The organism is Streptomyces sp. ML-6 (assembly GCF_030116705.1).
In the GTDB taxonomy this organism is placed as follows: Bacteria; Actinomycetota; Actinomycetes; order Streptomycetales; family Streptomycetaceae; genus Streptomyces.
Genome location: NZ_JAOTIK010000001.1, coordinates 7,491,896 through 7,515,193 on the forward strand (window position 1 = coordinate 7,491,896; position 23,298 = coordinate 7,515,193).

General features: G+C 70.9%; 11 protein-coding genes. 8 read left to right on the top strand and 3 right to left on the bottom strand.

Annotated elements, in window-relative coordinates; translation table 11 throughout:
- Positions 1–464: 464 nt before the first annotated feature.
- From OCT49_RS32880 to OCT49_RS32905, 6 genes are all read left to right on the top strand, one after another.
- Positions 465–1,331, top strand: coding sequence for a sterol desaturase family protein (locus OCT49_RS32880; protein ID WP_283856016.1), 867 nt, complete (start codon positions 465–467; stop codon positions 1,329–1,331).
- 178 nt (positions 1,332–1,509) lie between these two features.
- Complete coding sequence (locus OCT49_RS32885) at positions 1,510–10,938, top strand: non-ribosomal peptide synthetase/type I polyketide synthase (protein WP_283855439.1); 9,429 nt, start codon at positions 1,510–1,512, stop codon at positions 10,936–10,938.
- Positions 10,928–12,610 (top strand): phytoene desaturase family protein, encoded by a 1,683-nt coding sequence (locus OCT49_RS32890; protein ID WP_283855440.1) that lies wholly within the window; start codon positions 10,928–10,930, stop codon positions 12,608–12,610. Before OCT49_RS32885 ends, OCT49_RS32890 begins: the two co-directional genes overlap by 11 nt.
- 46 nt (positions 12,611–12,656) lie before the next feature.
- Entirely contained in the window at positions 12,657–14,381 is a 1,725-nt protein-coding gene (locus tag OCT49_RS32895) for a phytoene desaturase family protein (protein WP_502963440.1), read from the top strand.
- On the top strand, positions 14,378–15,433 hold the full coding sequence (locus tag OCT49_RS32900) for an MDR family NADP-dependent oxidoreductase (RefSeq protein WP_283855442.1): 1,056 nt from the start codon (positions 14,378–14,380) through the stop codon (positions 15,431–15,433). Before OCT49_RS32895 ends, OCT49_RS32900 begins: the two co-directional genes overlap by 4 nt.
- Positions 15,434–15,501: 68 nt before the next feature.
- Positions 15,502–16,704, top strand: coding sequence for a cytochrome P450 (locus tag OCT49_RS32905; protein WP_283855443.1), 1,203 nt, complete (start codon positions 15,502–15,504; stop codon positions 16,702–16,704).
- A 301-nt stretch (positions 16,705–17,005) separates the two neighbouring features.
- Here OCT49_RS32905 and OCT49_RS32910 read toward each other — a convergent pair whose 3' ends face one another.
- Positions 17,006–17,461, bottom strand: coding sequence for a hypothetical protein (locus OCT49_RS32910; RefSeq protein WP_283855444.1), 456 nt, complete (start codon positions 17,459–17,461; stop codon positions 17,006–17,008).
- 302 nt (positions 17,462–17,763) lie between these two features.
- Positions 17,764–18,369: a TetR/AcrR family transcriptional regulator gene (locus tag OCT49_RS32915; protein ID WP_283855445.1), complete on the bottom strand. Its 606-nt coding sequence runs from the start codon at positions 18,367–18,369 to the stop codon at positions 17,764–17,766.
- A 166-nt stretch (positions 18,370–18,535) separates the two neighbouring features.
- Here OCT49_RS32915 and OCT49_RS32920 point away from each other — a divergent pair, with 166 nt between their 5' ends.
- Both OCT49_RS32920 and OCT49_RS32925 read left to right on the top strand, forming a co-directional pair.
- Positions 18,536–19,960 carry a purine-cytosine permease family protein gene (locus OCT49_RS32920; RefSeq protein WP_283855446.1) on the top strand — a complete coding sequence of 475 codons (1,425 nt, stop codon included), beginning with the start codon at positions 18,536–18,538 and terminating at the stop codon, positions 19,958–19,960.
- Positions 19,961–20,088: 128 nt separating this feature from the next.
- Positions 20,089–21,732 carry an amidohydrolase gene (locus tag OCT49_RS32925; RefSeq protein WP_283855447.1) on the top strand — a complete coding sequence of 548 codons (1,644 nt, stop codon included), beginning with the start codon at positions 20,089–20,091 and terminating at the stop codon, positions 21,730–21,732.
- A gap of 82 nt (positions 21,733–21,814) precedes the next feature.
- Here the strand turns inward: OCT49_RS32925 and OCT49_RS32930 are convergent, their stop codons facing one another.
- Positions 21,815–23,293 (bottom strand): amidase, encoded by a 1,479-nt coding sequence (locus OCT49_RS32930; RefSeq protein ID WP_283855448.1) that lies wholly within the window; start codon positions 23,291–23,293, stop codon positions 21,815–21,817.
- Between the last annotated feature and the right edge of the window lie 5 nt (positions 23,294–23,298).

The window sequence follows — 23,298 nt, forward strand, 5'->3', positions numbered from 1 at the left end:
AATCAGATCAGTATTATTAGCGATCATATTAACTATGAGTTCAGCGGTCCGGCGGTCTAAGATTCACCAGTCGTATCCGCTCCGTTCAAGGGAAATCGAACGGAGTGGCAACTCTCGCCACGGGTGCTCCGGCTATCGGTGCGAGGCTTGAATTCGACGGTTGAGGCCGGCGATCGGGGAAAAGTTAGTAGGGCGGGTTCGCCCGGCGGTCGCATCTCGGGTCCATGGGGCCCGTGAGGCGAATCGCGTCATCCGAGCAGAGCAGCATGCATCCGTGCGTGACAGGCGGTGGCCCACGCGCTGTTCCGGCATGTCCCGGGGCGGCGAAAGGCTTCCTCCTCCCCGGTCCACGCCCTTCTGTACTGGTTCCTTTCATAGAGGTGCTGTGAGTGGAAAATCGTGAGCCGCTGCCCGGCGGTGAACCGGAATCGGATTCCGGTCCCGCCCGCGGGGCGGGGGGATCCTTGCTGTCGGCGCGCGCGGCCCTGCGCGTGTGGGGGTACCCGCTCCTGTTGGTGGCCACGGTCTCGGTGGCCGCCACGGCACTGTGTTTCGACTGGGACCCCGATCGGGTGAGCCCGTTCTTCCTGCTCGGTGTCCTCGGGTATCTCACCGTTCTCGAACGCCTGATTCCGTACCGGCGCGCCTGGCATCCGAGCGCCAGGGAATGGCGTTGGTACGGCATCTACTTCGTGCTGACGATGGTGGCCAGCGCCTTCGCGCAATACCTGGTCTCCACGATGGTTTCCCTGATATCCCCGGAAGAGCCGATGTTCAATCTCTGGGTGGAAATTCCCGGAGCGTTGTTGACCGGTTCACTCGCCAGTTACCTGGTGCACCGACTCGGTCACACCAATGCGATACTCTGGCGATTCCACGGCGTGCATCACGTGCCGGAAAAAGTCAATGTCGCCAATAATGGCGTCAACCATGTCCTTGACATCGTCCTTGCCCAGGGGTTTGTTCAACTGGCCCTGGCGCTGGTCGGTTTCTCTCGTGAATCCGTATTCGTCGTCGGTCTTTTCGTGGCTGCCCAGGGGTATTTTGTCCACGCCAATATCGACGTACGCATCGGTCGGCTCAACCATGTGTTCGCCAGCCCCGAACAGCATCGGTTGCACCACAGCACCGATCTGTCCGAGGCGGGCCATTACGGTTCCGATCTGTCGATCTGGGACCACGCCTTCGACAGCTACACCTGGCGGCCCGGCCGTGAACCGGTCGCCGTCGGACTCGGCGACCCCGCGACCTTCCCCCGCACCGGGGAGATCGCCGCCAGCCTTCTCCATCCCCTGCGCCGTGCGAAGAGGGGCGGGGCCGGTTCCTCCTGAACCACCCCTTCCCACGGGAAACCGCACGGATCCGGGACCGCACCGGTGCACGGCCACACGGCTCCGAAGAGACCGCACGGCCGCGCATCCGCAGCGCCCGGAAATCCGCACCGTTTCTCGTGGCCCTTCTTCTCGTATCCGTGCCGTGCCGCGGCGCCATGACTTGAGGAGTACGACCTTGCCCGACGTGAACAGTGCCTCTGTGAGCGACAAAGTGGCGATCATCGGCATGGGTTGCCGCCTGCCCGGCGGTGCGTCGGACCCCCGTACGTACTGGCAGAATCTCATGGAGGGCAAGGACTGCATCACACCGACACCGGCGGATCGTTATGACGTCGGCACACTCGGCAGTCGGCACAAGGAGAAACCCGGCCGGCTGATCGGCGGCCGGGGCGGATACATCGACGGTTTCGACGAGTTCGACCCCGCCTTCTTCGGCATCAGCCCGCGCGAGGCGGACCACATGGACCCCCAGCAGCGCAAACTGCTGGAGGTCGCCTGGGAGGCACTGGAGGACGGCGGCCAGCGCCCGGCGGAGCTCGCCGGCAGCAACACCGCTGTGTTCGTCGGGGCCTTCACCCTGGACTACAAGATCCTCCAGTTCTCCGACCTGGGTTTCTCCTCGCTGGCCTCCCACACCGCCACCGGCACCATGATGACGATGGTCTCGAACCGTCTCTCGTACTGCTTCGACTTCCGCGGCCCCAGCCTCTCCATCGACACCGCGTGCAGTTCCTCCCTGGTGGCGGTGCACCTCGCCTGCCAGAGCCTCCACAAGCGGGAGACCGACCTCGCCCTGGCCGGCGGGGTGTTGCTGCACATGGCGCCGCAGTACACCATCGCCGAGACGAAGGGCGGATTCCTGTCCCCCGACGGCCGCTCGCGAGCGTTCGACGCCTCGGCCAACGGCTACGTACGGGCCGAGGGCGTCGGAATCGTCGCCCTCAAGCGCCTGGACGACGCCCTGCGCGACGGCGACCCGATCCACGCGGTGATCCTCGGCGCGGGGGTCAACCAGGACGGCCGCACCAACGGCATCACCGTGCCCAACGCGGACGCCCAGGTTTCCCTCATCCGGCGCGTCTGCGGCGAGGCCGGCATCACGCCCGGCGACCTCCAATACGTGGAGGCGCACGGCACCTCCACCCCCGTCGGCGACCCCATCGAGGCGAATGCCCTGAGCCGGGCACTGGCCGAGGGCCGCAGCCCGGAGAACGCCTGCTACGTGGGCTCCGTCAAGGCGAACATCGGGCACACCGAATCGGCGGCGGGCATCGCCGGGCTGATCAAGACCGTGCTCTGCCTCAAGCACCGCCTCATCCCGCCCCACATCAACCTGGACCGGGTCAACCCCGCCATCGACCAGGCCACGTCCCCGTACCGCATCCCGGTCGAGCCGACCCGGTGGCCCGAGCACGAGGGCCCCGCACGGGCCGGGGTGAACTCGTTCGGCTTCGGCGGCACCAACGCGCACATCGTGCTGGAGGAGGCACCCGTACGGGACGTACGGCCGGGCGCACCCGAGGAGCGGGCCTGGAACATCCTTCCGCTGACCGCCCGCACCCCGGAGGCACTGCCCGAGGTGGCGGCCGGGATCCGTCGCGAACTGGCGGGGGAGAACGGCACCGAGGTGTCGCTGCCCGACCTCGGCCACACCCTGGCCCGGCGCCGCCAGCACCTGGAGTCGCGGCTCTCCGTCGTGTACTCCTCGCGGGCCGAACTGGACGAGAGGCTCGCCGCCTTCCTCGACGGGGAACCGCGCCCCGGCCTCACCCACGGCAGACGGCTCGACGCCGAACAGCGCGGCCTGGTCTGGGTCTTCACCGGAATGGGACCGCAGTGGTGGGGGATGGGCCGCCAGCTGTTCGAGGGCGACGAGGTGTTCCGGGAGGCGGTCACCCGCTGCGACCGGCTCATCCGCTCGATCGCGGGCTGGTCCCTGATCGAGGAGATGAACGCCGAGGAGTCCGAGTCGCGCATGGGCGAGACCTGGCTCGCGCAGCCCGCCAACTTCGCCGTGCAGGTGGGACTGGCGGCCATGTGGCGCCACTACGGCGTGCAACCCGACGCGGTGGTCGGCCACAGCACCGGTGAGGCCGCCGCCTTCTACGAAGCCGGGGTCTACACCCTGGAGGACGCGGTCAGGATCGTGCTGCACCGCAGCCGGCTCCAGCAGAAACTGACGGGAACGGGCACCATGCTCGCCGTGAGCCTGCCCGAGGCGGAGGCCCAGCGCCGGGTGGCCGCGTACGGGGACCGGGTGTCCGTGGCGGCGGTCAACAGCCCGTCGGCGGTCACCCTGGCCGGGGACCGGGACGCCCTGGCCGAACTGGCCCGGGAACTGGACGCGGAGCAGATTTTCGCCAAGTTCCTCATGGTGCAGGTGCCCTACCACAGCGCGGGCATGAAATCGATCAAGGACGAGCTGCTGGCCTCGCTGGACGGCATCACCCCCCGGGCGGCGACGGTACCGGTCTACCTGACCGGACAGGAGGGCACGGCGCACGGCACCGAACTGGACGCGGACTACTGGTGGAAGAACGTCCGCGACCGGGTCCGCTTCCGCGCCGCCATCGACCGGCTCGCCGACGACGGATACGGGCTGTTCCTGGAGATCGGCCCGCACCCGGTGCTCGCCCACTCCATCCGCGAGTGCCTGGAGAACCGGGGAGCGACCGTCCGGACCCTGCCGTCGATCCGCCGCCAGGAGAACGAACCGGAACGGTTCGCCACCTCACTGGCCGAACTCCACAACCTCGGCGTCCCCATTGCCTGGGACACCCTCCACCCGGCAGGAAGGCCGGTGACCCTGCCCCGGTACCCCTGGCGGCGCGACCGCTACTGGACGGAGCCCGCCCCGGTCGCCCAGGTCCGCCTCGGCCGGGTGGACCACCCCCTGCTGGGCCGCCGCACGACGGACACCGAACCCACCTGGCACGCGACCCTGGACACCGAACGACTGCCCTACCTCGACGACCACCGCATCCAGTCCACGGTGGTCTTCCCGGCGGCCGGTTATCTGGAAATGGCCACCCAGGCCGTTCGCTCCCTGACCGGCGGCACCCACGCCGTGCTGACGGACATCGAGTTCCGCAAGGCCCTGTTCCTGCCCGAGGGCGAGGACCGGGAGGTGCGGCTGACCCTCTCGTCGCAGAACGCGGCGTTCACGATCGCATCGGCCGGGCAGGACGAGAACGACCGGGCGGTGCACGCCGGCGGCGTCGTGCGCTCCGGACAACCGCGCCCCGCCGGACCCCCGGCCGACACCGAAGCACTGCGGGCCCGCGCCCGGCACAGGCTGACCGGCGAGGACTGCTACACGGCACTGGCCGCCCTGGGCTACCACTACGGACCCGCGTTCCGGGCCATCGAGGAGGTGTGGATCGGCTCCGGCGAAGTGCTCGCCCGGCTCCGCCCGCCGGCCGCGATCGGCGACGACGCGGCCGGACATCACATCCACCCCGTGCTGCTCGACGCCTGCTTCCAGTCGCTGCTGGCGACACGGCTCGCCGACGACGGGGCCGGGGAGACACCGGACGGGTCACCCTCCGGCATCCGTCTGCCGTTGTCGATCGAGGAGATGTGCCTGGCCCCGGTGGGGGACCGGCCGATCTGGGTGCACGCGACGGTGACCCGCGAGGACGCGGACGAACTCGTCGGTGACATGACCCTCCACGCGGACGACGGCGAACCCCTCGGCGCCATCCACGGCTTCCGCGCCGCCGACGTGGAGAAGGCGTCCACCGCGGTCGGCCTCGGCACGATCGACTCCTGGCTCGCCGAAACCGTCTGGATCGACCGGCCCTTCGCCCCGGATGAGAACACGGACCCGGCCGCGACCGGTGCCGAAGAGGTGTCCACCGTCGGCGACTGGCTGGTGTTCGCCGACGGCCGGGGCGTCGGCGACGCCCTGAGCGCCCTGCTCACGGAGCGCGGCGAACGCTGCCGCCTGGTCCGGCCGGGAGACACGTACCGGAAGGGCGACGACGGACGGGAGTTCACCGTCACCCCGGACTCCGCAGCCGACCTGGAACGGCTCCTCACCGACCTGGACGGCGGCGAGGAGGGCACAACGTCCGTGGGCACCGTCGTCCACCTGTGGAACCTCGACCTGCCGCACCTCGACGAAGCCACCCCGCAGGACCTCGTACGGCACAGCGGGACCGGGGCCTACTCACTGATCGCGCTCGCCCGGGCCCTGCTCCGCCGCGGTGCGACGGGCCGGCTGCACATCGTGACCCGCGGCGCGCAGCTCGTGGAACCCGGTGAGACGGTCGAACCCCTGGGAGCGCCCGCCTGGGGCGTCGGCCGGGTGCTCAGGCACCAGGAACTGACCTCCCACCGCGGCAAGCTGATCGACCTGGACCCCGGTACGCGGGGCGAGGAGGGACACCGCGCCGAGGCCCGGGCCCTGCTGCGGGAACTGCTGAACGACGACGAGGAGGAGATCGCGCTGCGCGGCGCGAACCGCCTCACCAGCAGGATCCGGCAGGCCGAAGGGCTCACCCATCCCCTCCCGCTGCGGTTGCGCACCGATGCCAACTACCTCGTCACCGGCGCCTTCGGAGCGCTCGGCCGGCTGCTCTGCCGGACGCTCGTGCGACGCGGGGCACGCAGCCTGATCCTGATCGGACGCACCGCGCTGCCGGAGCGCTCCGCCTGGCGCGACCTGGACCCCGCCGGCGCCCCGGGCCGCGCCGCCGCCTTCGTCAGAGAACTGGAGGCGCTCGGGGCACGGGTCGTCCTGGCACCGCTCGACATCACCGACGAGACCGCCTTCACCTCCTGGCTGGAGACCCACCGCAGCACCGACCCGCTGCCGGTGCGCGGGGTGTTCCACCTCGCGGGCCAGGTCCGCGACACCCTCGTCCCGGACATGGACCGGCAGACCTTCGCCGACGCACACGACCCCAAGGCCGTCGGCGCGTACCTGCTGCACCGCCATCTGCGTGACGAACCGCTGGACCACTTCGTCCTGTTCGCCTCGATCGCCTCGCTGCTGACCACGGCGGGCCAGACCAACTACGCCGCGGGGAACGCGTTCCTGGACGCGCTGGCCCAGCACCGCCGGGCGCTCGGCCTGCCGGGACTGAGCCTGGACTGGGGGCCGTGGGCCACCGGCATGATCGAGGAACTGGGACTGGTCGGGCACTACCTCCACAGCCGGGGGATGAGCTCGCTCGCCCCCGACGTCGGCATGGCGGTCCTGGAACGCGTCATCGGCCAGGACCGGCCCCAGCTGCTCGTCGCGACGGTCGTGGACTGGCCGGTGTTCCTGGCCTGGTACGCGACGCCGCCCGCCCTGGTGGCCGAGCTGGCGCGAACGGCCCCGGCCGGGAAGGCCGACGGGACGGGCGAGGGCATCCTCGACCTCTTCCGCGCGGCGGACGCGGACGAACGCCTGGCCCTGGTGGCCGGACGGTTCACCGCCCTGACCGCCTCGGTGCTGCGGACCGGCCCGGAACGGATCGACCCGCAGGCCGGACTCAACGCGCTGGGCCTCGATTCCCTCCTGGCGATGGAGCTGCGCGCCCGGCTCGGCTCCGAACTCGGCGTCGCCCCGCCCGTGGTGGCACTGCTCAGCGGCACCCCGGTCGGCGAACTGATCCAGCAGCTCCACGACGGCCTCGCCGAGGCGGTGGCCCACGAGTCGGGCGGGGACGGTGCGGGCGAGGTGGAGGTGTTCGAGGACGAACTCCGCCACCCGCTGACGCAGAACCAGAAGGCCCTGTGGTTCCTCCGGCAGCTCAACCCCGACGGCTACGCGTACAACATCGGCGGCGCCGTCGAGGTCCGGGTCGAGCTCGACCCCGACCTGATGTTCGAGGCCGTCCGCTGCATGGTCGTCCGCCATCCCGCCCTGCGGACCAACTTCCTCACGGTGGACGGCGTCCCGCTGCAACAGGTCTCGTCGGACACCGAACCGGACGTCGCCCTGTTCGACGTGCAGGACCAGGAGTGGGAGGACATCCACAGCACGATCGTCGCCGAATACCGCAGGCCCTACGACCTGGAGCACGACCGGCTGTTCCGCTTCCGCCTCTTCAAGCGCGGTCCCGACCGCTGGGTGATCATGAAAGCGGTCCACCACATCGTCTCCGACGCGATCTCGACGTTCACCTTCATCGAGGAACTCCTCGCGGTGTACGAAGGACTGCGCCAGGGCCAGGCACCCTCGCTGCCGCCGGTCACCGCGCGCTACCTCGACTTCCTCAACGCCCAGAACCGCTTCCTGGCCGGACCCGCGGCACCGCGCATGCTCGACTACTGGCGCTCCCACCTGCCGGCCCAGGTACCGACCCTGGAACTGCCCGTGGACAAGCCCCGGCCCGCCGTGCAGACGCACAACGGCGCGTCGGAGTTCTTCGTCCTGGACACCGGCCTCAGCGCCCGGGTGCACGAGCTGGCCCGCGAGCACGACGTGACCCCGTTCATGGTGCTGCTGAGCGCCTACTACCTGCTGCTGCAACGCTACTCGGGCCAGGACCAGGTCATCGTGGGCAGCCCGGTGACCGGCCGGACCGAGCAGGACTTCGCCTCCGTCTACGGCTACTTCGTCAACCCGCTCCCGCTGCACGCGGACCTGTCCGGCGACCCGACGACCGCCCAGTTGCTGCAACAGGTGCGGACCACCGTCCTGGGCGGGCTGGACAACCAGGAGTACCCGTTCGTCCTGCTGGTGGACAAGCTCGGACTCCAGCACGACCCGAGCCGCTCCGCGGTCTTCCAGGCGATGTTCATCCTGCTCACCCACAAGGTCGCCACCGAGAAGTACGGCTACCGGCTCCAGTACATCGAACTCCCCGAGGAAGAAGGACAGTTCGACGTCACACTCTCCGTCTACGAGGACGAGGCGGAACACCGCTTCCACTGCGTGCTGAAGTACAACACCGACCTGTTCCTGCCCGAGACCATGCGGCGGATGGCGGCGCACTACACCACCCTGCTCGACAGCATGACCACGGCACCGGCCGACCGTCCCACCAGCCGGCTGGAGATGATCGGGGCCCAGGAACGCGAGCTGCTGGTCGGCGAATGGAGCGGCGCCCGGAACGCCGCGGCACAAAAGCCCGGGACGGACCGCCCGCGCCCGGTGCACCGGCTGTTCGGCGAGGTCGCCGCCCGCCGCCCGGACGCCGTCGCCCTCACCGTTCCAACCCGCCACGGCACACCCCACCGGATGCGGTACGCGGAACTGGACCGCAGGTCCGAGGAACTGGCCCAGCGGCTGCGAGGACTCGGCGCGGGCACCGGCTCGGTGGTGGCGCTCTGCCTGGAGAAGTCGCCGGAACTCGTCGTCGCCCTGCTCGCGGTGCTCAAGGCCGGTGCCGCGTACCTCCCGGTCCCGCCCGACCACCCCGCCGACCGCCTCGCCCACACGGTACGCAGCGCGGCCGTCACCCTCGTCGTCGTCGAGGACGACACCTGCCGGGACCGGATGGCGGGGCTCCCGGCCCGGACCCTGACCCTGCGGGAACTGCACGACGCGCCCCTCGGGGAGGACGGGCCGAGAACCACGCAGTCCGCCGACGACGAGACCTGCCTCGACACCCCCGCGTACATCATCAACACCTCCGGCTCGACCGGCCTCCCCAAGGCCGTGCAGGTGAGCCACCGGAGCCTCGCCTCGGCCTACTGGGCCTGGCACCAGGAATACCGGCTGGACCACGACGTGCGGGTGCACCTCCAGATGGCCGCCCCGTCCTTCGACGTCTTCACCGGCGACGTGGTGCGCGCGCTGTGTTCGGGCGGCAGCCTGGTCCTGGTCGACCGCGACCTGCTCTTCGACACCGAGCGCCTGTACACCACCATGCGCGAGGAACACGTCGACTGCGCCGAATTCGTGCCCGCCGTCGTACGCGGCCTCATGGACCACTGCGAACGCGAGGGACGACGGCTGGACTTCATGCGCCTGCTGATCGTCGGCTCCGACGTGTGGAAGGCGGGGGAGTACCGGCGGCTGCGCGGACTGTGCGGACCGGACACCCGACTGCTCAACTCCTACGGGGTCACCGAGGCCACCATCGACAGCGCCTTCTTCGAAGGCCCCCTCGACGACCTGGAACCCGGACGTACGGTGCCCGTCGGACGGCCCCTGGGCAACAGCACGCTGCACGTGCTCGACCGCCACGGCGAACCCGTACCGCCCGGGGTGCCCGGCGAACTGTGGATCGGCGGCGACGGCGTCGCCCTCGGCTACGCCGGCGACCCGGAACTGACCGCCCGCCGCTTCGTCACCCGCACCCTGAGCCGGGAACCCGGCGCCGGCCCCGAACGCCTCTACCGCAGCGGCGACGCGGCCCGCTGGGACGCCGAGGGCCGGATCCACCTGCTCGGACGCATCGACGGCCAGGTGAAGCTCCGCGGCCACCGGATCGAGATCGGCGAGGTCGAGGCACACCTCGCCCAATGGCCCGCACTGGCCGGCGCAGTCGTCACGGTGCGCCCCGACGCCCGGGGCGAGGAAATGCTCTGCGCCTACTGCGTACCGGCACCGGGCACGGAACTGGACCGGCGCGCCCTGCGCCGGCACCTCGCCGACCTGCTGCCCGCCCACATGGTTCCCGCGCACTTCACCGCCCTGCCGGGGCTGCCACTGACCGCCAACGGAAAGGTCGACCTCGCCGCCCTGCCCGAGCCCCGGCCCGAGGCCGACGACGAACCCGAGGAGACGCTCCGCACCCCGTTCGAAGTGAGCATGGCCCGGCACTGGAAGGAACTGCTCGGCCTGGAACGGGTCGGCCTGGCACACGAGTTCTTCGAGGTCGGGGGCAGCTCGATCAAACTGATCGAACTCATCCACCGGCTGCGCAAGGAGTTCGGCGTCGGCATCCCCGTCAGCCTGCTGTACCGGGTCACCACCCTGCACGGCATGGCCGCGACCGTGGAACGCCTCGCCACCGGAGGCGACTTCGACGACCTGCCCTGCCTGAGCTTCAACAGCGAACGGGAACCCACCGTGTTCTGCTTCCCGCCCGCGGGCGGCCACGGCCTCGTCTACCGGGAGTTCGCCCACCGCCTCCCCGAGTACCGGCTCATCGCCTTCAACTACGTCCCCGGCTCGGACAAGGTGGTCCGCTACGCCGACCTCGTCGAGTCCCACCGGCCCGAGGGGAAGTGCCTGCTGCTCGGCTACTCGCTCGGCGGGAACCTCGCCTTCGAAGTGGCCAAGGAACTCGAGGGCCGCGGACGCGAGGTCGCCCACGTGATCGTGCTGGACTCGTACCGCATCCTCGAACCCTACGAACCCGGACACGAACACATCGAGATCTTCGAGGCCGAACTCGCCGAACACCTGCGCAAACACACCGGGTCGGACGCCGTCGCCCGCGAGACCCTCGACCACGCCGCGGAATACCTGGCCTTCTGCGGCCGCACACCGAACCTCGGCGAAGTGGCCGCGACCGTCAGCGTCGTCACGGACGAGGAGAAGACGGAACTCTACGCCGCCGGGGCGCGCGGCACCTGGCACGGCAGCTCGACCACGGCGACGGCCGTCCTGCGTGGTTCGGGCAGCCACGCCGACATGCTCGACTCCAAGCACGTGACCCGCAACGCCGAGCTGGTGCGCGGCATCATCCGGGAGGGCGCGAGCGATGTCCACTGACACGGCCGACCCGTGGAGCACCCGGGAAGGGGGGAAGGACGGCAGCCCCCGCGTCATCGTGATCGGCGCGGGCGTCGCCGGAATGTCCACCGGGTGCTACGCGCAGATGAACGGGATGCGGTCCCGCATCTTCGAGAAACACGTACTGCCCGGCGGCTGCTGCACGGCCTGGTCGCGCGACGGATACATCTTCGACTACTGCATCGAATGGCTGATCGGCACCGCCGCCGGCAACGAGGCCAACCAGGTGTGGCGCGAACTGGGGGCGCTCGACGGCAAGAGCATCACCAACTTCGAGATGTTCAACCGGGTCGTCGACGAGACCGGACGGGAGGTGGTCTTCTACAACGACCCGGACCGCCTGGAACGGCACCTGCTCGAACTCTCGCCCGACGACGCCCGGCCGATCCGCTCGTTCTGCCGCGACCTGCGCCGGTTCCTCGACATCGAGCTGTACCCGTTCCTGACCGCCCCCGCACTGCGCACCGTGCGCGAGCGGGCGTCGATGCTGCGCACCGTCCTGCCCGCCTTCCGCCTGTTCTGGCGCACCGCCGCGACACCGATGCACGAATTCGCCGACCGCTTCCAGGACCCGCTGCTGCGCCGGGCGTTCCGCAACATCTTCTTCCAGGACCCCGAGGGCTTCCCCCTCCTGCCGTACCTGTTCAACATGGCCGGCGCCCACCACAACAACGCCGGTTTCCCACAGGGGGGTTCACTCGGCCTGGCCCGGTCGATCGAGGAACGCTACACCGGGCTCGGCGGGGAGATCAGCTACCGGGCACGGGTCGAACGGATCCTGGTCGAGGACGGGCGTGCCGTCGGGATCGAACTGCGCAACGGCAGAAGGTACTACGCCGACCACGTCGTCTCGGCCTGCGACGGCCACACCACGATCCACGGCCTGCTCCAGGGCCGCTACACCGGACCGCGGATCGACAAGCTGTACAACGAACTGCTGCACCGCCCCGGCACCCTGTTCCCCGCCGTGGTCTCGGCCTTCGTCGGCATCGAGGGCGACCTGGGCCCCGACCGCGCCCACAGCACCACCTACCTGCTCCCGCCCGAGGACGCCGCGCGACTGCCCGGCGCCCTGCAGGGCAGCGTGGTGGTCCAGCTGCGCTCCGACTACTCGGACGGCTTCGCCCCGCCCGGAAGGTCGGTCATCCACTGCACCTACTTCAGCGACTTCGAGTACTGGAAGGACCTGCGCGCCGCCGACCGCAAGGACTACCGGGCCAGGAAGCGCCAAGTCGCCGAATTCGTCAGGGAGTTCCTGGAACGCCGGATGCCGGGCACCGGCGAGCGCATCGAACTGGTCGACATCGCCACCCCGGCGACCACCCGGCGCTACACCGGCAACCACGACGGCTCCATCCTGGCCTGGAAGGCGTTCTCCGACGCCGACGACATCGCGGCCAAGCTGGTCGGCAAGGACCGCATGCGCCTGCCCGGCCTGCGCGGATTCTCCATGGCGGGCCAGTGGGTCGGCATGGGCGGCCTGATCCGCGCCGCGTCCACCGGCCGCTTCGTCGTCCAGTACCTCTGCGACGAGCTGGGGCGCGGATTCACGGCGTCCGAGAGCCCGGGAACCGGACCCTGGCACCCCGGAAAGCTGGGCCGACTGCCCCAGCTCGACAAATGGTCCGCGCGCGGGGACATCCGCACATGAGCCGCACGGGGGACCTTCGCCCATGACCACCGAGGAGAACACATCCATGCCGCGATCCGAACGCGAGTCGATGATCATCATCGGCGCGGGGCTCGGTGGCCTGTCCACCGGCTGCTACGCCCGGATGAACGGCTACCGGACCCACGTCCTGGAGATGCACGAACTGCCCGGCGGCTGCTGCACGGCCTGGGACCGCGGCGACTTCACCCTGGATCCCTGCGTCAGCTGGCTCCTGGGCAGCGGACCCGGCAACGAGATGCACCAGATCTGGCTGGAACTCGGCGCGCTGCAGGGCAAGGAAGTGCGGCACTTCGACGTGTTCAACGTCGTACGCGGCCGGTGCGGCCGGTCCGTGTACTTCTACTCCGACCCCGACCGGCTCCAGGCCCACCTCACGGAGATCTCGCCCGCCGACGCCGGCCTCGTCCGCGACTTCTGCAAACAGCTGCGCGCCTTCCGTAAATGCCTCGCCGTCTACCCGTTCCTCAAACCCGTCGGACTGATGCCGCCGCTGGAACGCTGGCGCATGCTGGCCTCGTTCATCCCGTACTTCAACGTCGTGCGCAAGACCATCAGCACCCTGATGACCGACTACTCGGCCAGGTTCAAGGACCCCCTGCTGCGCGAGGCGTTCAACTTCATCCTGTACGAGAAGCACCCGGCCTTCCCCGTCCTGCCGTTCCACTTCCAGCTCGCCTCGCACGCCAACCTCTCCGCGGGCGTTCCCGAGGGCGGATCGCTCGGACTGGCCCGGTCGATCGAGCGGCGCTACCTCGGGCTCGGCGGCGAAGTGACGTACAACGCCAAGGTCGAGGAGGTGCTCGTCGAGGACGACCGGGCCGTGGGGGTACGGCTCAGCGACGGGCGCGAACTGCGCGCCGACATCGTCGTCTCGGCCTGCGACGGACGCACCACGATGATGGACCTGCTCAAGGGCCGCTACCTCAACGAGGCGTACCGCCGCCTCTACACCCGGACCATCAAACAGCCCGGCATGGTGTTCCCCGGCTACTTCACCCTCTTCCTCGGCCTGCGCCGCGACTTCCCCGACGCCGACCCCTGCACCACCTATCTGCTCGACGAGGCGGAAGCCGCCGAACTGACCGGCATCAGACACCCCAGCGTCAACGTCCAGTTCCGCAGCAGGCACTACCCGGAACTCTCCCCGGGCGGAACGAGCATCGCCTACGTCACCTACTTCTGCGACATCGCCCCCTGGCGCGCCCTGGACGAGGGCCCGGAGCAGGTGACCCGGAGCCGCGGCGGCCAGGAACTGCACACCCTGCCGGTGCGCCACGGCCGCGGCTACTACGCGGCCAAGCGCCGCGCCCGCGAGGCACTCGTCGCTTTCCTGGAACGGCAGCACCCCGGCATCACGGACGCGATCGCCGTGCGCGACGTGTCCAGCCCGCTCACCCAGGTCCGCTACACGGGCAACTACGACGGCACGGTGCTCGGCTGGCAGCCCTTCGTGGAGAGCGGGGAGACGCTGGAGAAACTCATCAAGAAACACGGCCCGGGCCTGCCGGGACTGCGGAACTTCTACCAGTCCGGCGTATGGGCGACCACGGGCGGCCTGATCCGCGCGGCGGCGGCCGGCCGGCACGTCATGCAGTTCATCTGCCGGGACGACGGCCGGGCGTTCACCGCCTCCATCGACGAGAGCGGGCCGCCCCCCACCCACCTGGTCGTTCCGGTGGGTCCCCGGCAGGCCGCACGGGCCGTCACCGAGGACCGTCCGGTTCTCGCGGAAAGGAAGGCAACGGGATGAGGGCCAGGAAATGGGTGGTGCGCGAGCACATCGAGGGAGTCCCCGACATCGGGCGGGTCTACGGGCAGGTGGAGGAGGAGATCGACACCCGACTCGCCCCCGACGAAATGCTGTTGAGGACCCGCTACGTATCGGTCGACCCCTACCTCCAGGGCATCGCGCTGGACACCCCGCTCGGGGCACACATGGGGGCCGATTCGATCATGGAGGTGCTGGAGGCGGGGCCGCTGGCCGCGCACCGGCCCGGTGACCTGGTGCAGGGCTTCGGCGGCTGGCGCACCCATCTCGTCAGCAACGGCGCCGCCACGCCCTGGCAGACCGGGACGTTCCCCATGGTCTTCCCGGCCTACCGCCGACTGGACCCCGACTGGTTCGACGACGAGCTGCCGCTGCCCACCGCGCTGAGTGTCATGGGCGGCCCCGGCATGACGGCCTGGGGCACCCTCACCAAGTTCATGTCGATCCGCCCGGGGGACACCCTCGTGGTCAGCGGCGCCTCCGGCTCCGTCGGCTCGCTGGTCGGCCAGATGGCCAAACTGGCCGGCGCCAGGGTGGTCGGCACCACCTCGACCACGGAGAAGGCGGACTACCTGGAGGAGCTGGGATTCGACGCGGTCGTCGTCTACCGCCACGGGGACAGCTACGACGCGGTGTGCGACGCACTCCTGTGGGCGGCGCCGGACGGGGTCGACAAGTACTTCGACAACCTGGGCGGCACCGTCACCGACGCCGTGTTCTCCATGCTCAACGTCGACAGCCAGGTGGCCGTCTGCTGGCAGTGGGCCACCCAGGTGGGCCGGGACTTCACGGGGCCGCGGCTGCTCCCGCACATCATGTTCCCGCGCACCCACGTACGCGGGATCTTCTCGCTGGAATGGTTCACCGAACAGAACTGGCGGGCGCTCCACGACGAACTCGGCGGCCTGGTGCGACGGGGCGAGGTGCGCTGCGGCCACACCCTCCACCGCGGCTTCGACAACATCCCGGACGCCTACCGCAGCCTCTACCAGAACACCGGGGCCAGCCGGGGCAAGGTGCTCGTCGAGCTCTGAACCGGGCCCGGAACACCCTTCCGTCCACTTCCCGCAGACCGTCGTTCCCGTGCAAGCCAGGAGGTTTCGTGTCCTGCCCCGCCGACTCCCGTACGTGCAGCGGCCCGCCCACGCTCCCTCTGCACCGGCTCGCGTTCGATCCGCCCGGCCCGCCCCGCCCCGTCGAACTGCCCGACGGGGGCTCGGCCTGGCTGGTGAGCCGGTACGCCGACGTACGGAAGGTGCTGACCGACAGCAGGTTCGGACGCGCGGCACTGCACTCGCCGGACGCCCCGTCCCTGTCCGGCGAGACCGGCCTGGTCGGCAGCCTCGACCTGATGTTCAACCAGGACGGCGAGGACCATCTGCGCCTGCGCCGCACCCTGCGGCGCGCGTTCACCCCGAGGGCCGTGGCCCGCTGGCGGCCCTGGATCGCGGAGATCGTGGAGAAATGCCTGGACGAACTCACGGACCGGGCAAGCCCGGTGGACCTGGTGGACGGCTTCACCCTGCCGCTGCCGGTCGCGGTGATCAGCAGGCTGATGGGCCTGGACGACGGGGCGCGGGACCGGCTGCGCCACTGGACCCTGTACGCCTTCTCGGACGGCTCCCACCCCGAGGAGGAGATGCGGGAGGCGCTCGCCGATTTCGCCGCCTTCGGCGCGGCGCTGCTGGCCGAGCGCAGGAAGGAGCCGGGCGACGACCTCACCAGTGTGCTGGTCCTGGCCGCCGACGAGGAGGGCGGCATCCCGGAGGGCCAGCTCGTGGACCTGGTGTGCGGGCTGGTCGTCGGCGGCCACGACAGCACGATGACGATGCTCGGCAACTCGCTGCTCTATCTGCTCGGCGAACGGCCGGAAACCTGGTCCCGGCTCGGCGCCGACGAGCGGGCCGCCGAGGCGCTGGCGGACCGGCTGCTGCACCTGGTGCCGCTCGGCGACGACCGGGGGACCGCACGGTACGCCGCCGTCGACACGAGGGTCGGCGGTGTGACGATCCCGGCGGGTTCGGTGGTGCTCGCCGACTGCGGCATGGCCAACCGCGATCCCGCCGTGTTCCCGCCCCGGCCGTTCGACGACCTCTTCGCCCCGCTGGCGGCGCCCACCCTGTCGTTCGGCGCCGGGGCCCACTACTGCCTGGGGGCCTGGCTGGCCCGGATGGAGCTCCAGCTGGCCCTGCACCGGCTGGCCGCCCGTTTCCCCCGGCTGAGCCTGGCCGGGTCCGTCGACGCGGTCGAGTGGAACCGGGGCACCACCTCCCGCAGCCCCCGGCGGATCGAGGTCACCTGGTGAACGCGGTCACCGGGTGAGGGAACGGGGGAGCGGCGTCCTCACGTCCGGGGGCACGCCCCGGACGTGAGGACGCTCCGTGCGCGGCCCGTGCCCGGCCGCCCGAGCCGGGGACGGCGTCGATGACCGGCGCCGTGAACAGGCCCGGCACACGCTGCGCGGACCGCATCCCCTGGGCGAACCGGCGGCGGAACTCGGCGTCCTCCCCGACTTCGGGATGGATCACTTCGATGGCGACGGGCCGTCGAAGCGTGTTCCGGCGTGGTGGGCGCCCCTCGAAGGAGCGGGAGAGGCCCGGGAGGGGTCAGTCCCAGAGCTGGTGCGTCACGACCCGGCCGGTCCGGGCCGGAGTGCCGTCGGTGTAGACCAGCTCGAGCTGGGTGAACTGCATCAGCTCCGGCTGCTTCTGCCAGGTTCTGGGCTGCTCCAGTCGCACGACGACCGGATAGGAGTGGAACTTGCCCGCGGCGCAGTAGGGCTGACAGTCGTTCACCACGTCGAGCGCGCGGCCCACGGCGGACGTCGGACCCCAGGAGTACCAGTGGATGTCGACGAGCCGGTTGTTGCCGTCACCGCAGGCGAGCAGGAAGTCGCCGGGGCGCACCTGCGGGTTCCAGGTGCAGTCGACGGCCACCACGCGCGCAGACGGGCGGGAGGCCGCGGCGGGGGAGGTCGCCGCGGACGCCGGTACCGGTACGGCCGCCGCGAGAGCTGTGGCGGCACACAGCATGAGACCTGTCCTGAGCTTGCGTCTTTGCATGTCGGCTCCTCGGCCGCCTCGCTTCGGGCCCGCGCCGTCGTCGTGCATGCCCGAGGGCCCCGTGTGCCTTGGGACCGTCCGGCAGGAGCAGCCGTCGGTCGCGGCCCCCTTCTTCCAGCCGTCGTTCCTGAATCGACCATAGGGCCCCACCCGGGGATGCACCACCTGTATGGGCGGTAAAAGAGCAAAACGGGGGTGAATGGTGCCCGGTCGGTGGAGACGGGGCCGTACGTGACGGAGTGACGGCGCCGCCGTGCCCCTTCGCGGGGCCTGTGTGCCCCTTCGCGGCGCCGGGGCCGGGTTCAGCCGCGCTCCACCAGCCGCGTGGTCGCCGACAGGGCCGTACGGAGCGCGCTCCCGCGGTCCGCGCCGTGCTGGCCCAGGACGACCCGGGTGCTCAACCCGTCGAGCAGGGCGAGGAGTTCGGAGGCGCGCGCCGCCGTGTCCAGGTCCGCGGCGAAGCGACCTTGGCGCACCCCCTCGGCGAGGAGCGCCTCCAGGTCCTCCTGCCAGCCGCGGTCGATCTCGGCCTGGGCCTGCCGCAGCGGTTCGTTCGACGCGGTGCGCGCCCACAGTTCGATCCACAGCGTCCAGCGGGGGTCGCGCGGCCCGCGGGGAAGGTACAGCGCCAGGAAGAGCTCCAGCGCGCGCTCCGGGTCGGCCGGGCCGGACAGCAGTTCCCGGCGCTCCTCGGCGAGTGCGTCCTCGCTCCAGCGCAACACCTCCAGGAGCAGCCGGTCCTTGCTGCCGAAGTAGTAGAGGATGTGGCCGCCGCTGGTGCCGAGGCGCTTGGCCAGCGCCGACATGGTGAGCGCGGCGAGGCCGTCCTCGGCGATGGCAGCCATCGCCTCCTCCAGCATGCGCTCCCGGGCCAGGTGCCCGTCACGCCGTCGCGCCGTCGCCGCCACGCCGCGTCTCCTCTCCGCTCGGCCAGGTGACGACCTTAGCGGTCGATTTCGGCGCAGGTCTTGACGGGCTCCCCGGATCACACCTTGAATGCCGTTCTAAATTAGAACGCCATTCAAAGTACTGTTCCGATTCCCCCGGAGCACGCATGGACGAGGGGCAGAGCGCATGACGCAACAGGACACGGCCGCGAGAGCGGCCGACGCGCCGGACCCCGCCGACCAGGTCTTCCAGGTCGAGACGCACGGGATCGACCCGATCCCCGACGAGGACCGCCACGGCAGCGCGAAGGATCTGTTCTGGCTCTGGTTCGGCTCCAACCTCACCTTCACCTACGTCATCAACGGGGCCCTGGCCGTCTCCTTCGGCCTGTCCTTCTGGCAGGCCACCGCCGTCGTCGTCATCGGCGGACTGGCGTTCTTCGCCATCAGCGCCGCGGGACTGAGCGGAGTCCGTACCGGCACCGCAACCCTGGTGATCTCCCGGGCTCCCTTCGGCGTACGGGGAAACTGGCCCGCCGGGATGCTCAACTGGGTGGTCGGCATCGGCTACACCATCCTCAACACCGTCGTCGGCACCCTCGCCCTCGAAGCGTTCTTCGCAGACCTGGGCTGGGAGTCCGGCCGCACCGGACGGGCCCTCGCCCTGCTGATCACACTCACGCTGACCTTCGCCGTCGCCCTGTGGGGCCACGCCACCGTTCAGTTCGCCGAACGCTGGATCGCGTACGTCCTCGCCGTCGGGTTCGCCGTGCTCCTGGTGTTCCTGCTGCCGGGCGCCGACACGGGCGGGGGCGTTGCACAGCCCGGGGCGTCCGGATGGAGCCTGGCCTTCGTCGTGATGCTGGCCGGCCCGTTCTCGTACCTCCCGATGCCCGCCGACTACACGCGCTACCTCCCCAGGACGACCTCGACGAAGGCGCTGACCTGGTACGGAGCCCTCGGCGGCTTCATCTCGTCGGTCGCTCTGGGGGTGGCCGGGGTGGCCGCCGCGACCCGGACGGACATGACCGACGCGGTGGCGGGCACCGAGCGACTGCTGCCGGGATGGTTCCAGACGCTCTTCCTCGCCCTCGTCCTCGGCGGCTCGGTCACCAACTCGATCGTCACCCTCTACTCGTCGAGCCTGAACCTCCAGGTCCTCGGCGTCCCCTGGAGCCGTTCCAGGGCCATCGTCATCAGCGCGGCCGTCACCGCGGCGGGCTCGCTCTGCGCGCTCTTCCTCACCGACTTCACCAGCTCGCTGCTGTCCTTCCTCTCCCTGCTGATCATCGTGTTCGCGCCCTGGGGCGGCGTGTTCCTCGCGGACATGCTGATGCGCCGCTGCCGCTACGACGCGCCGTCGCTGCACGCCGGACCGGACGGCGCCTACTGGTACCGGTCCGGCTACCACCCCGCCGGCCTGGCCGCGCTGCTCGCCGGCCTGCTCTTCGCCGCCCTCACCTGCGATTCCGAACTGTGGACCGGCCCGCTGGTCGCCCCGCTGGGCGGTGCCGACCTGACCCTGCTCGGCTCCGTCGTCTCGGGGCTCGTCTACTGGCTGCTCGCCCGCCGGACCGTCGCACCGCACACCGGCCGCCCCGACGCGACCTGAACGGCCGCGTACCTCCCCGAAGACCCGCACGAACCGGGCGGCGGAATCCGTCCGCCTCCCCACGCACCACCGATTCCGACAGCACCACCGATCCGACAGCACCACCGCACCAGGAGGAGCCACCTCACATGGCCGTCCCCGCCCACCTCGTCCTGCGCAACGCCCGCATCCACACCGTCGACCCGGCACTTCCCGAGGCACAGGCCCTGGCGGTGGTGGACGGCCGCATCGCCTGGCTCGGACCCGACACGGACGCCGGGGAGTGGAGCGGCCCGGACACCCGGGTGATCGACGCGGGAGGGAAACTGGTCCTCCCCGGCTTCATCGACGCCCACAACCACGTCCGACTCGGCTCCGACGACGCCTGCGTCCAGCTGTCCGGCGCCCACACCCTGGACGAGGTCCACGCCCGCATCCGTGCCTGGCACACCGCCCACCCCGACGCCGAATGGATCGAGGCCGAGGCCTTCGACTACTCGGCGATCCCGGACGGCCGGATGCCGGCCGCCGCCGACCTCGACCCGGCCACCGGCGACGTGGCCGCCTTCGTCCTGAGTTACGACGTGCACACGGCCTGGGTCAACACCGCGGGCCTGCGCCGGCTCGGCATCGACCGCGACCACACCCACCTGCCCTTCGGCCAGGCCGTCACCGACCCGGCCACCGGCGAACCCACCGGCTTCATCAAGGACTTCGCGGTCAAGGGGCTCTCCCGCGACGGCCACCGCGCCCTGCGGGAACTGGGCCTGCCGTGGGCCTCGCCCGACCGGCAGTACGGACGCCTCGTCAAGTCCCTGGACGATGCCATCGGCTTCGGCATCACCACGGTCGTCGAACCCCAGAACTCGCTCGACGACCTCGCCCTCTTCGACCGGGCGCGCGCCGAGGGCCGGCTCAGGTCCCGGATCGTCGCCGCGCTCTTCCACCCGCGCGGCACCACGGACGCCGACCTCGACGACTTCGCCGCCGCCGCCCGTCGCCACGACGACGACCGCATCCGGGTCGGACCGCTCAAGCTCTACATCGACGACGTCGTCGAGCCACGCACCGCGGCCCTCCTCGAACCCTACGCGGGCTGCCGCCACCACCGGGGCGAGACCTTCTACCCGCCCGAGGAGTTCGCGGGTCTGCTGGCGAAGCTGGACGCCCGTGGCTTCCAGTGCTTCGTCCACGCGACCGGCGACCGCGGCATCCGCACCGTGCTCGACGCCGTCGAACACGCCCGTGCCGTCAACGGGCCCAGGGACGCCCGCCACCAGATCGTCCACGTCGAATGCCTCGACCCCGAGGACACCCCGCGCTTCGCCGAACTGGGCGTGGTCGCGTGCATGCAGCCCCGGCACAGCGCCCCGGAGGTCGCCGGCCCCGGCAAGGACTGGGCGCAGAACGTCGGGGCCGACCGCTGGCACAAGGCATGGCCCCTGCGCAGCCTGCACGCGGCCGGGGCCGTCCTCGCCCTCTCCAGCGACTGGAACGTGGCCGAGATGGACCCGATGATCGGCATCCACACCGCCGTCACCCGGCGCCCGCTGGGCGGGGGCGAGCCCTGGATGCCGCAGGAGACGATCAGTGTGGAGGCCGCCGTCCACGGCTACACGATGGGCTCGGCGTACGCCAACTTCCTGGAGGACGACCGCGGTTCGCTCACCGTGGGCAAGGCCGCCGACTTCGTGGTCCTCTCCCGCGACATCCTGCGCGCCGATCCCGAGGACATCCCCGGCACCGTCGCCCTGACCGTCGTGGTCGCGGGCGTCGTCGAGCACGAGGCCTGACCGGCCGGCCCCGTCTCCTCCGCCCGCGATGCGGAACGGGACCGGCCGCACGGCTCGGCACGCCCCTCCGTGACCCGGGCGCTCAGAGCGGCGGTTCCAGGTGTGCCCAGGGGCGCTCGGCCTCGATCTGGGCGGCGAGGGCGAGGAGCATCCCCTCGCCGCCCAGCGGGCCGACGAACTGGACGCCGAGGGGCAGCCCCTCGGGGGTGCGGTGGGTGGGGACGCTCATCGCCGGACGGCCGGTGATGTTCGCCAGCTGCGTGTACGGGGTCGCCGAGAGGTTGGCGATCACCGCCCGCTCCCACGCCCCGGTCCCGGCCAGGGCGCCCAGCAGCCCGAGACGCATCAGGAACCGGGCCGCGGCGCGCACCGGGCGCGGGGTGTCCAGCTCCCCGATCCGGACGGGCGGCCGGGCCAGGGTCGGGGTGAGGAGCAGGTCGTGGTCGGCGTGGAAGGCGGCGAGCTGCCCGCTGTAGAGGTTCCAGCGCTCGTGGGCGGCGTAGTAGGCCGGGGCCTTCAGCCGACGGCCGGCGGCGGCCAGGAGGTGGGTGTCGAGCTCGAAGTCCTCCGGCCCGGCGCCGGTGGTGCCGCGTATCCCGTCGACGGTGTGGGCGAGTTGGGTGGTCCACATGGCCAGGAAGTCGAGGGCGAGCTGCCGCTGGTCGATCCGTGGCTCGACGGGCTCGACGTCGTGACCCATGCCGCGGAGCAGGGCGGTGGCGTCCTCGACCGCGGCGACCGCCTGCGGGTCGACCTCGGTGTCGATGGGGGAGCGGGTGGTGAAGCCGATCCTCAGCTTCCGCGGCCGGCGGGCGAGTTCGGCGTAGGGCAGCTCGGGGCGGGCGTGCAGGTACGGCCCGGCCGGGTCGGGGCGCGCGGTCAGCACGTCGAGCATCGCCGCGCTGTCGCGGACGCTGCGCGAGATGACGCCGTCGGTCGCGGCGCCGTGCAGGTGCTCGGCGACGGCGGGCCCGGCCGGTACCAGGCCGCGTCCCGGTTTCAGACCGAACAGACCGCAGCACGCGGCCGGGATGCGGATGGACCCGCCGCCGTCGTTGGCGCCGGCCACGGGCACGATGCCCGCCGCCACGGCCGCCGCCGTCCCTCCGGAGGAGCCGCCCGGGGTGCGGGTGAGGTCCCAGGGATTGCGGGTGGGGCCGTTCGCCTCCGGCTCGGTGATGCCCTTCGCGCCGAACTCGGGGGTGTTGGTCTTGCCGAAGATCACCAGCCCGGCGTCCAGCCACCGGCCGACCACCTCGCTGTGCCGCTCGACGGGAAGGCGGCGCAGGGCCCGGTTCCCGCTGCCGGTCGGCAGTTCGGCGTAGTCCTGCGACAAGTCCTTGATCAGGAAGGGAACCCCGGCGAACGGTCCGGTCAGGGACTCCTTCGCCCGTGCCCGGGCGAGGTCGTGCATCGGCCGGACGATCGCGTTGAGCCTGCCGTCGACCGCCTCGGCGCGGGCGACGGCCGCGTCGAGCAGTTCCGTCGGCGAGACCTCCCGCCGGGCGACCAGCTCCGCAAGGCCCACCGCGTCCTGGGCCCGGTACTCGGTGTAGTCCATCACAG

Bases quoted from the DNA above. Each gene is read 5' to 3' on its own strand.
- OCT49_RS32890 (WP_283855440.1), top strand. From the start codon at position 10,928: ATGTCCACTGACACGGCCGACCCGTGGAGCACCCGGGAAGGGGGGAAG.
- OCT49_RS32895 (WP_502963440.1), top strand. From the start codon at position 12,657: ATGCCGCGATCCGAACGCGAGTCGATGATCATCATCGGCGCGGGGCTC.
- OCT49_RS32900 (WP_283855442.1), top strand. From the start codon at position 14,378: ATGAGGGCCAGGAAATGGGTGGTGCGCGAGCACATCGAGGGAGTCCCC.
- OCT49_RS32910 (WP_283855444.1), bottom strand. From the start codon at position 17,461: ATGCAAAGACGCAAGCTCAGGACAGGTCTCATGCTGTGTGCCGCCACA.
- OCT49_RS32920 (WP_283855446.1), top strand. From the start codon at position 18,536: ATGACGCAACAGGACACGGCCGCGAGAGCGGCCGACGCGCCGGACCCC.
- OCT49_RS32925 (WP_283855447.1), top strand. From the start codon at position 20,089: ATGGCCGTCCCCGCCCACCTCGTCCTGCGCAACGCCCGCATCCACACC.
- OCT49_RS32930 (WP_283855448.1), bottom strand. From the start codon at position 23,293: ATGGACTACACCGAGTACCGGGCCCAGGACGCGGTGGGCCTTGCGGAG.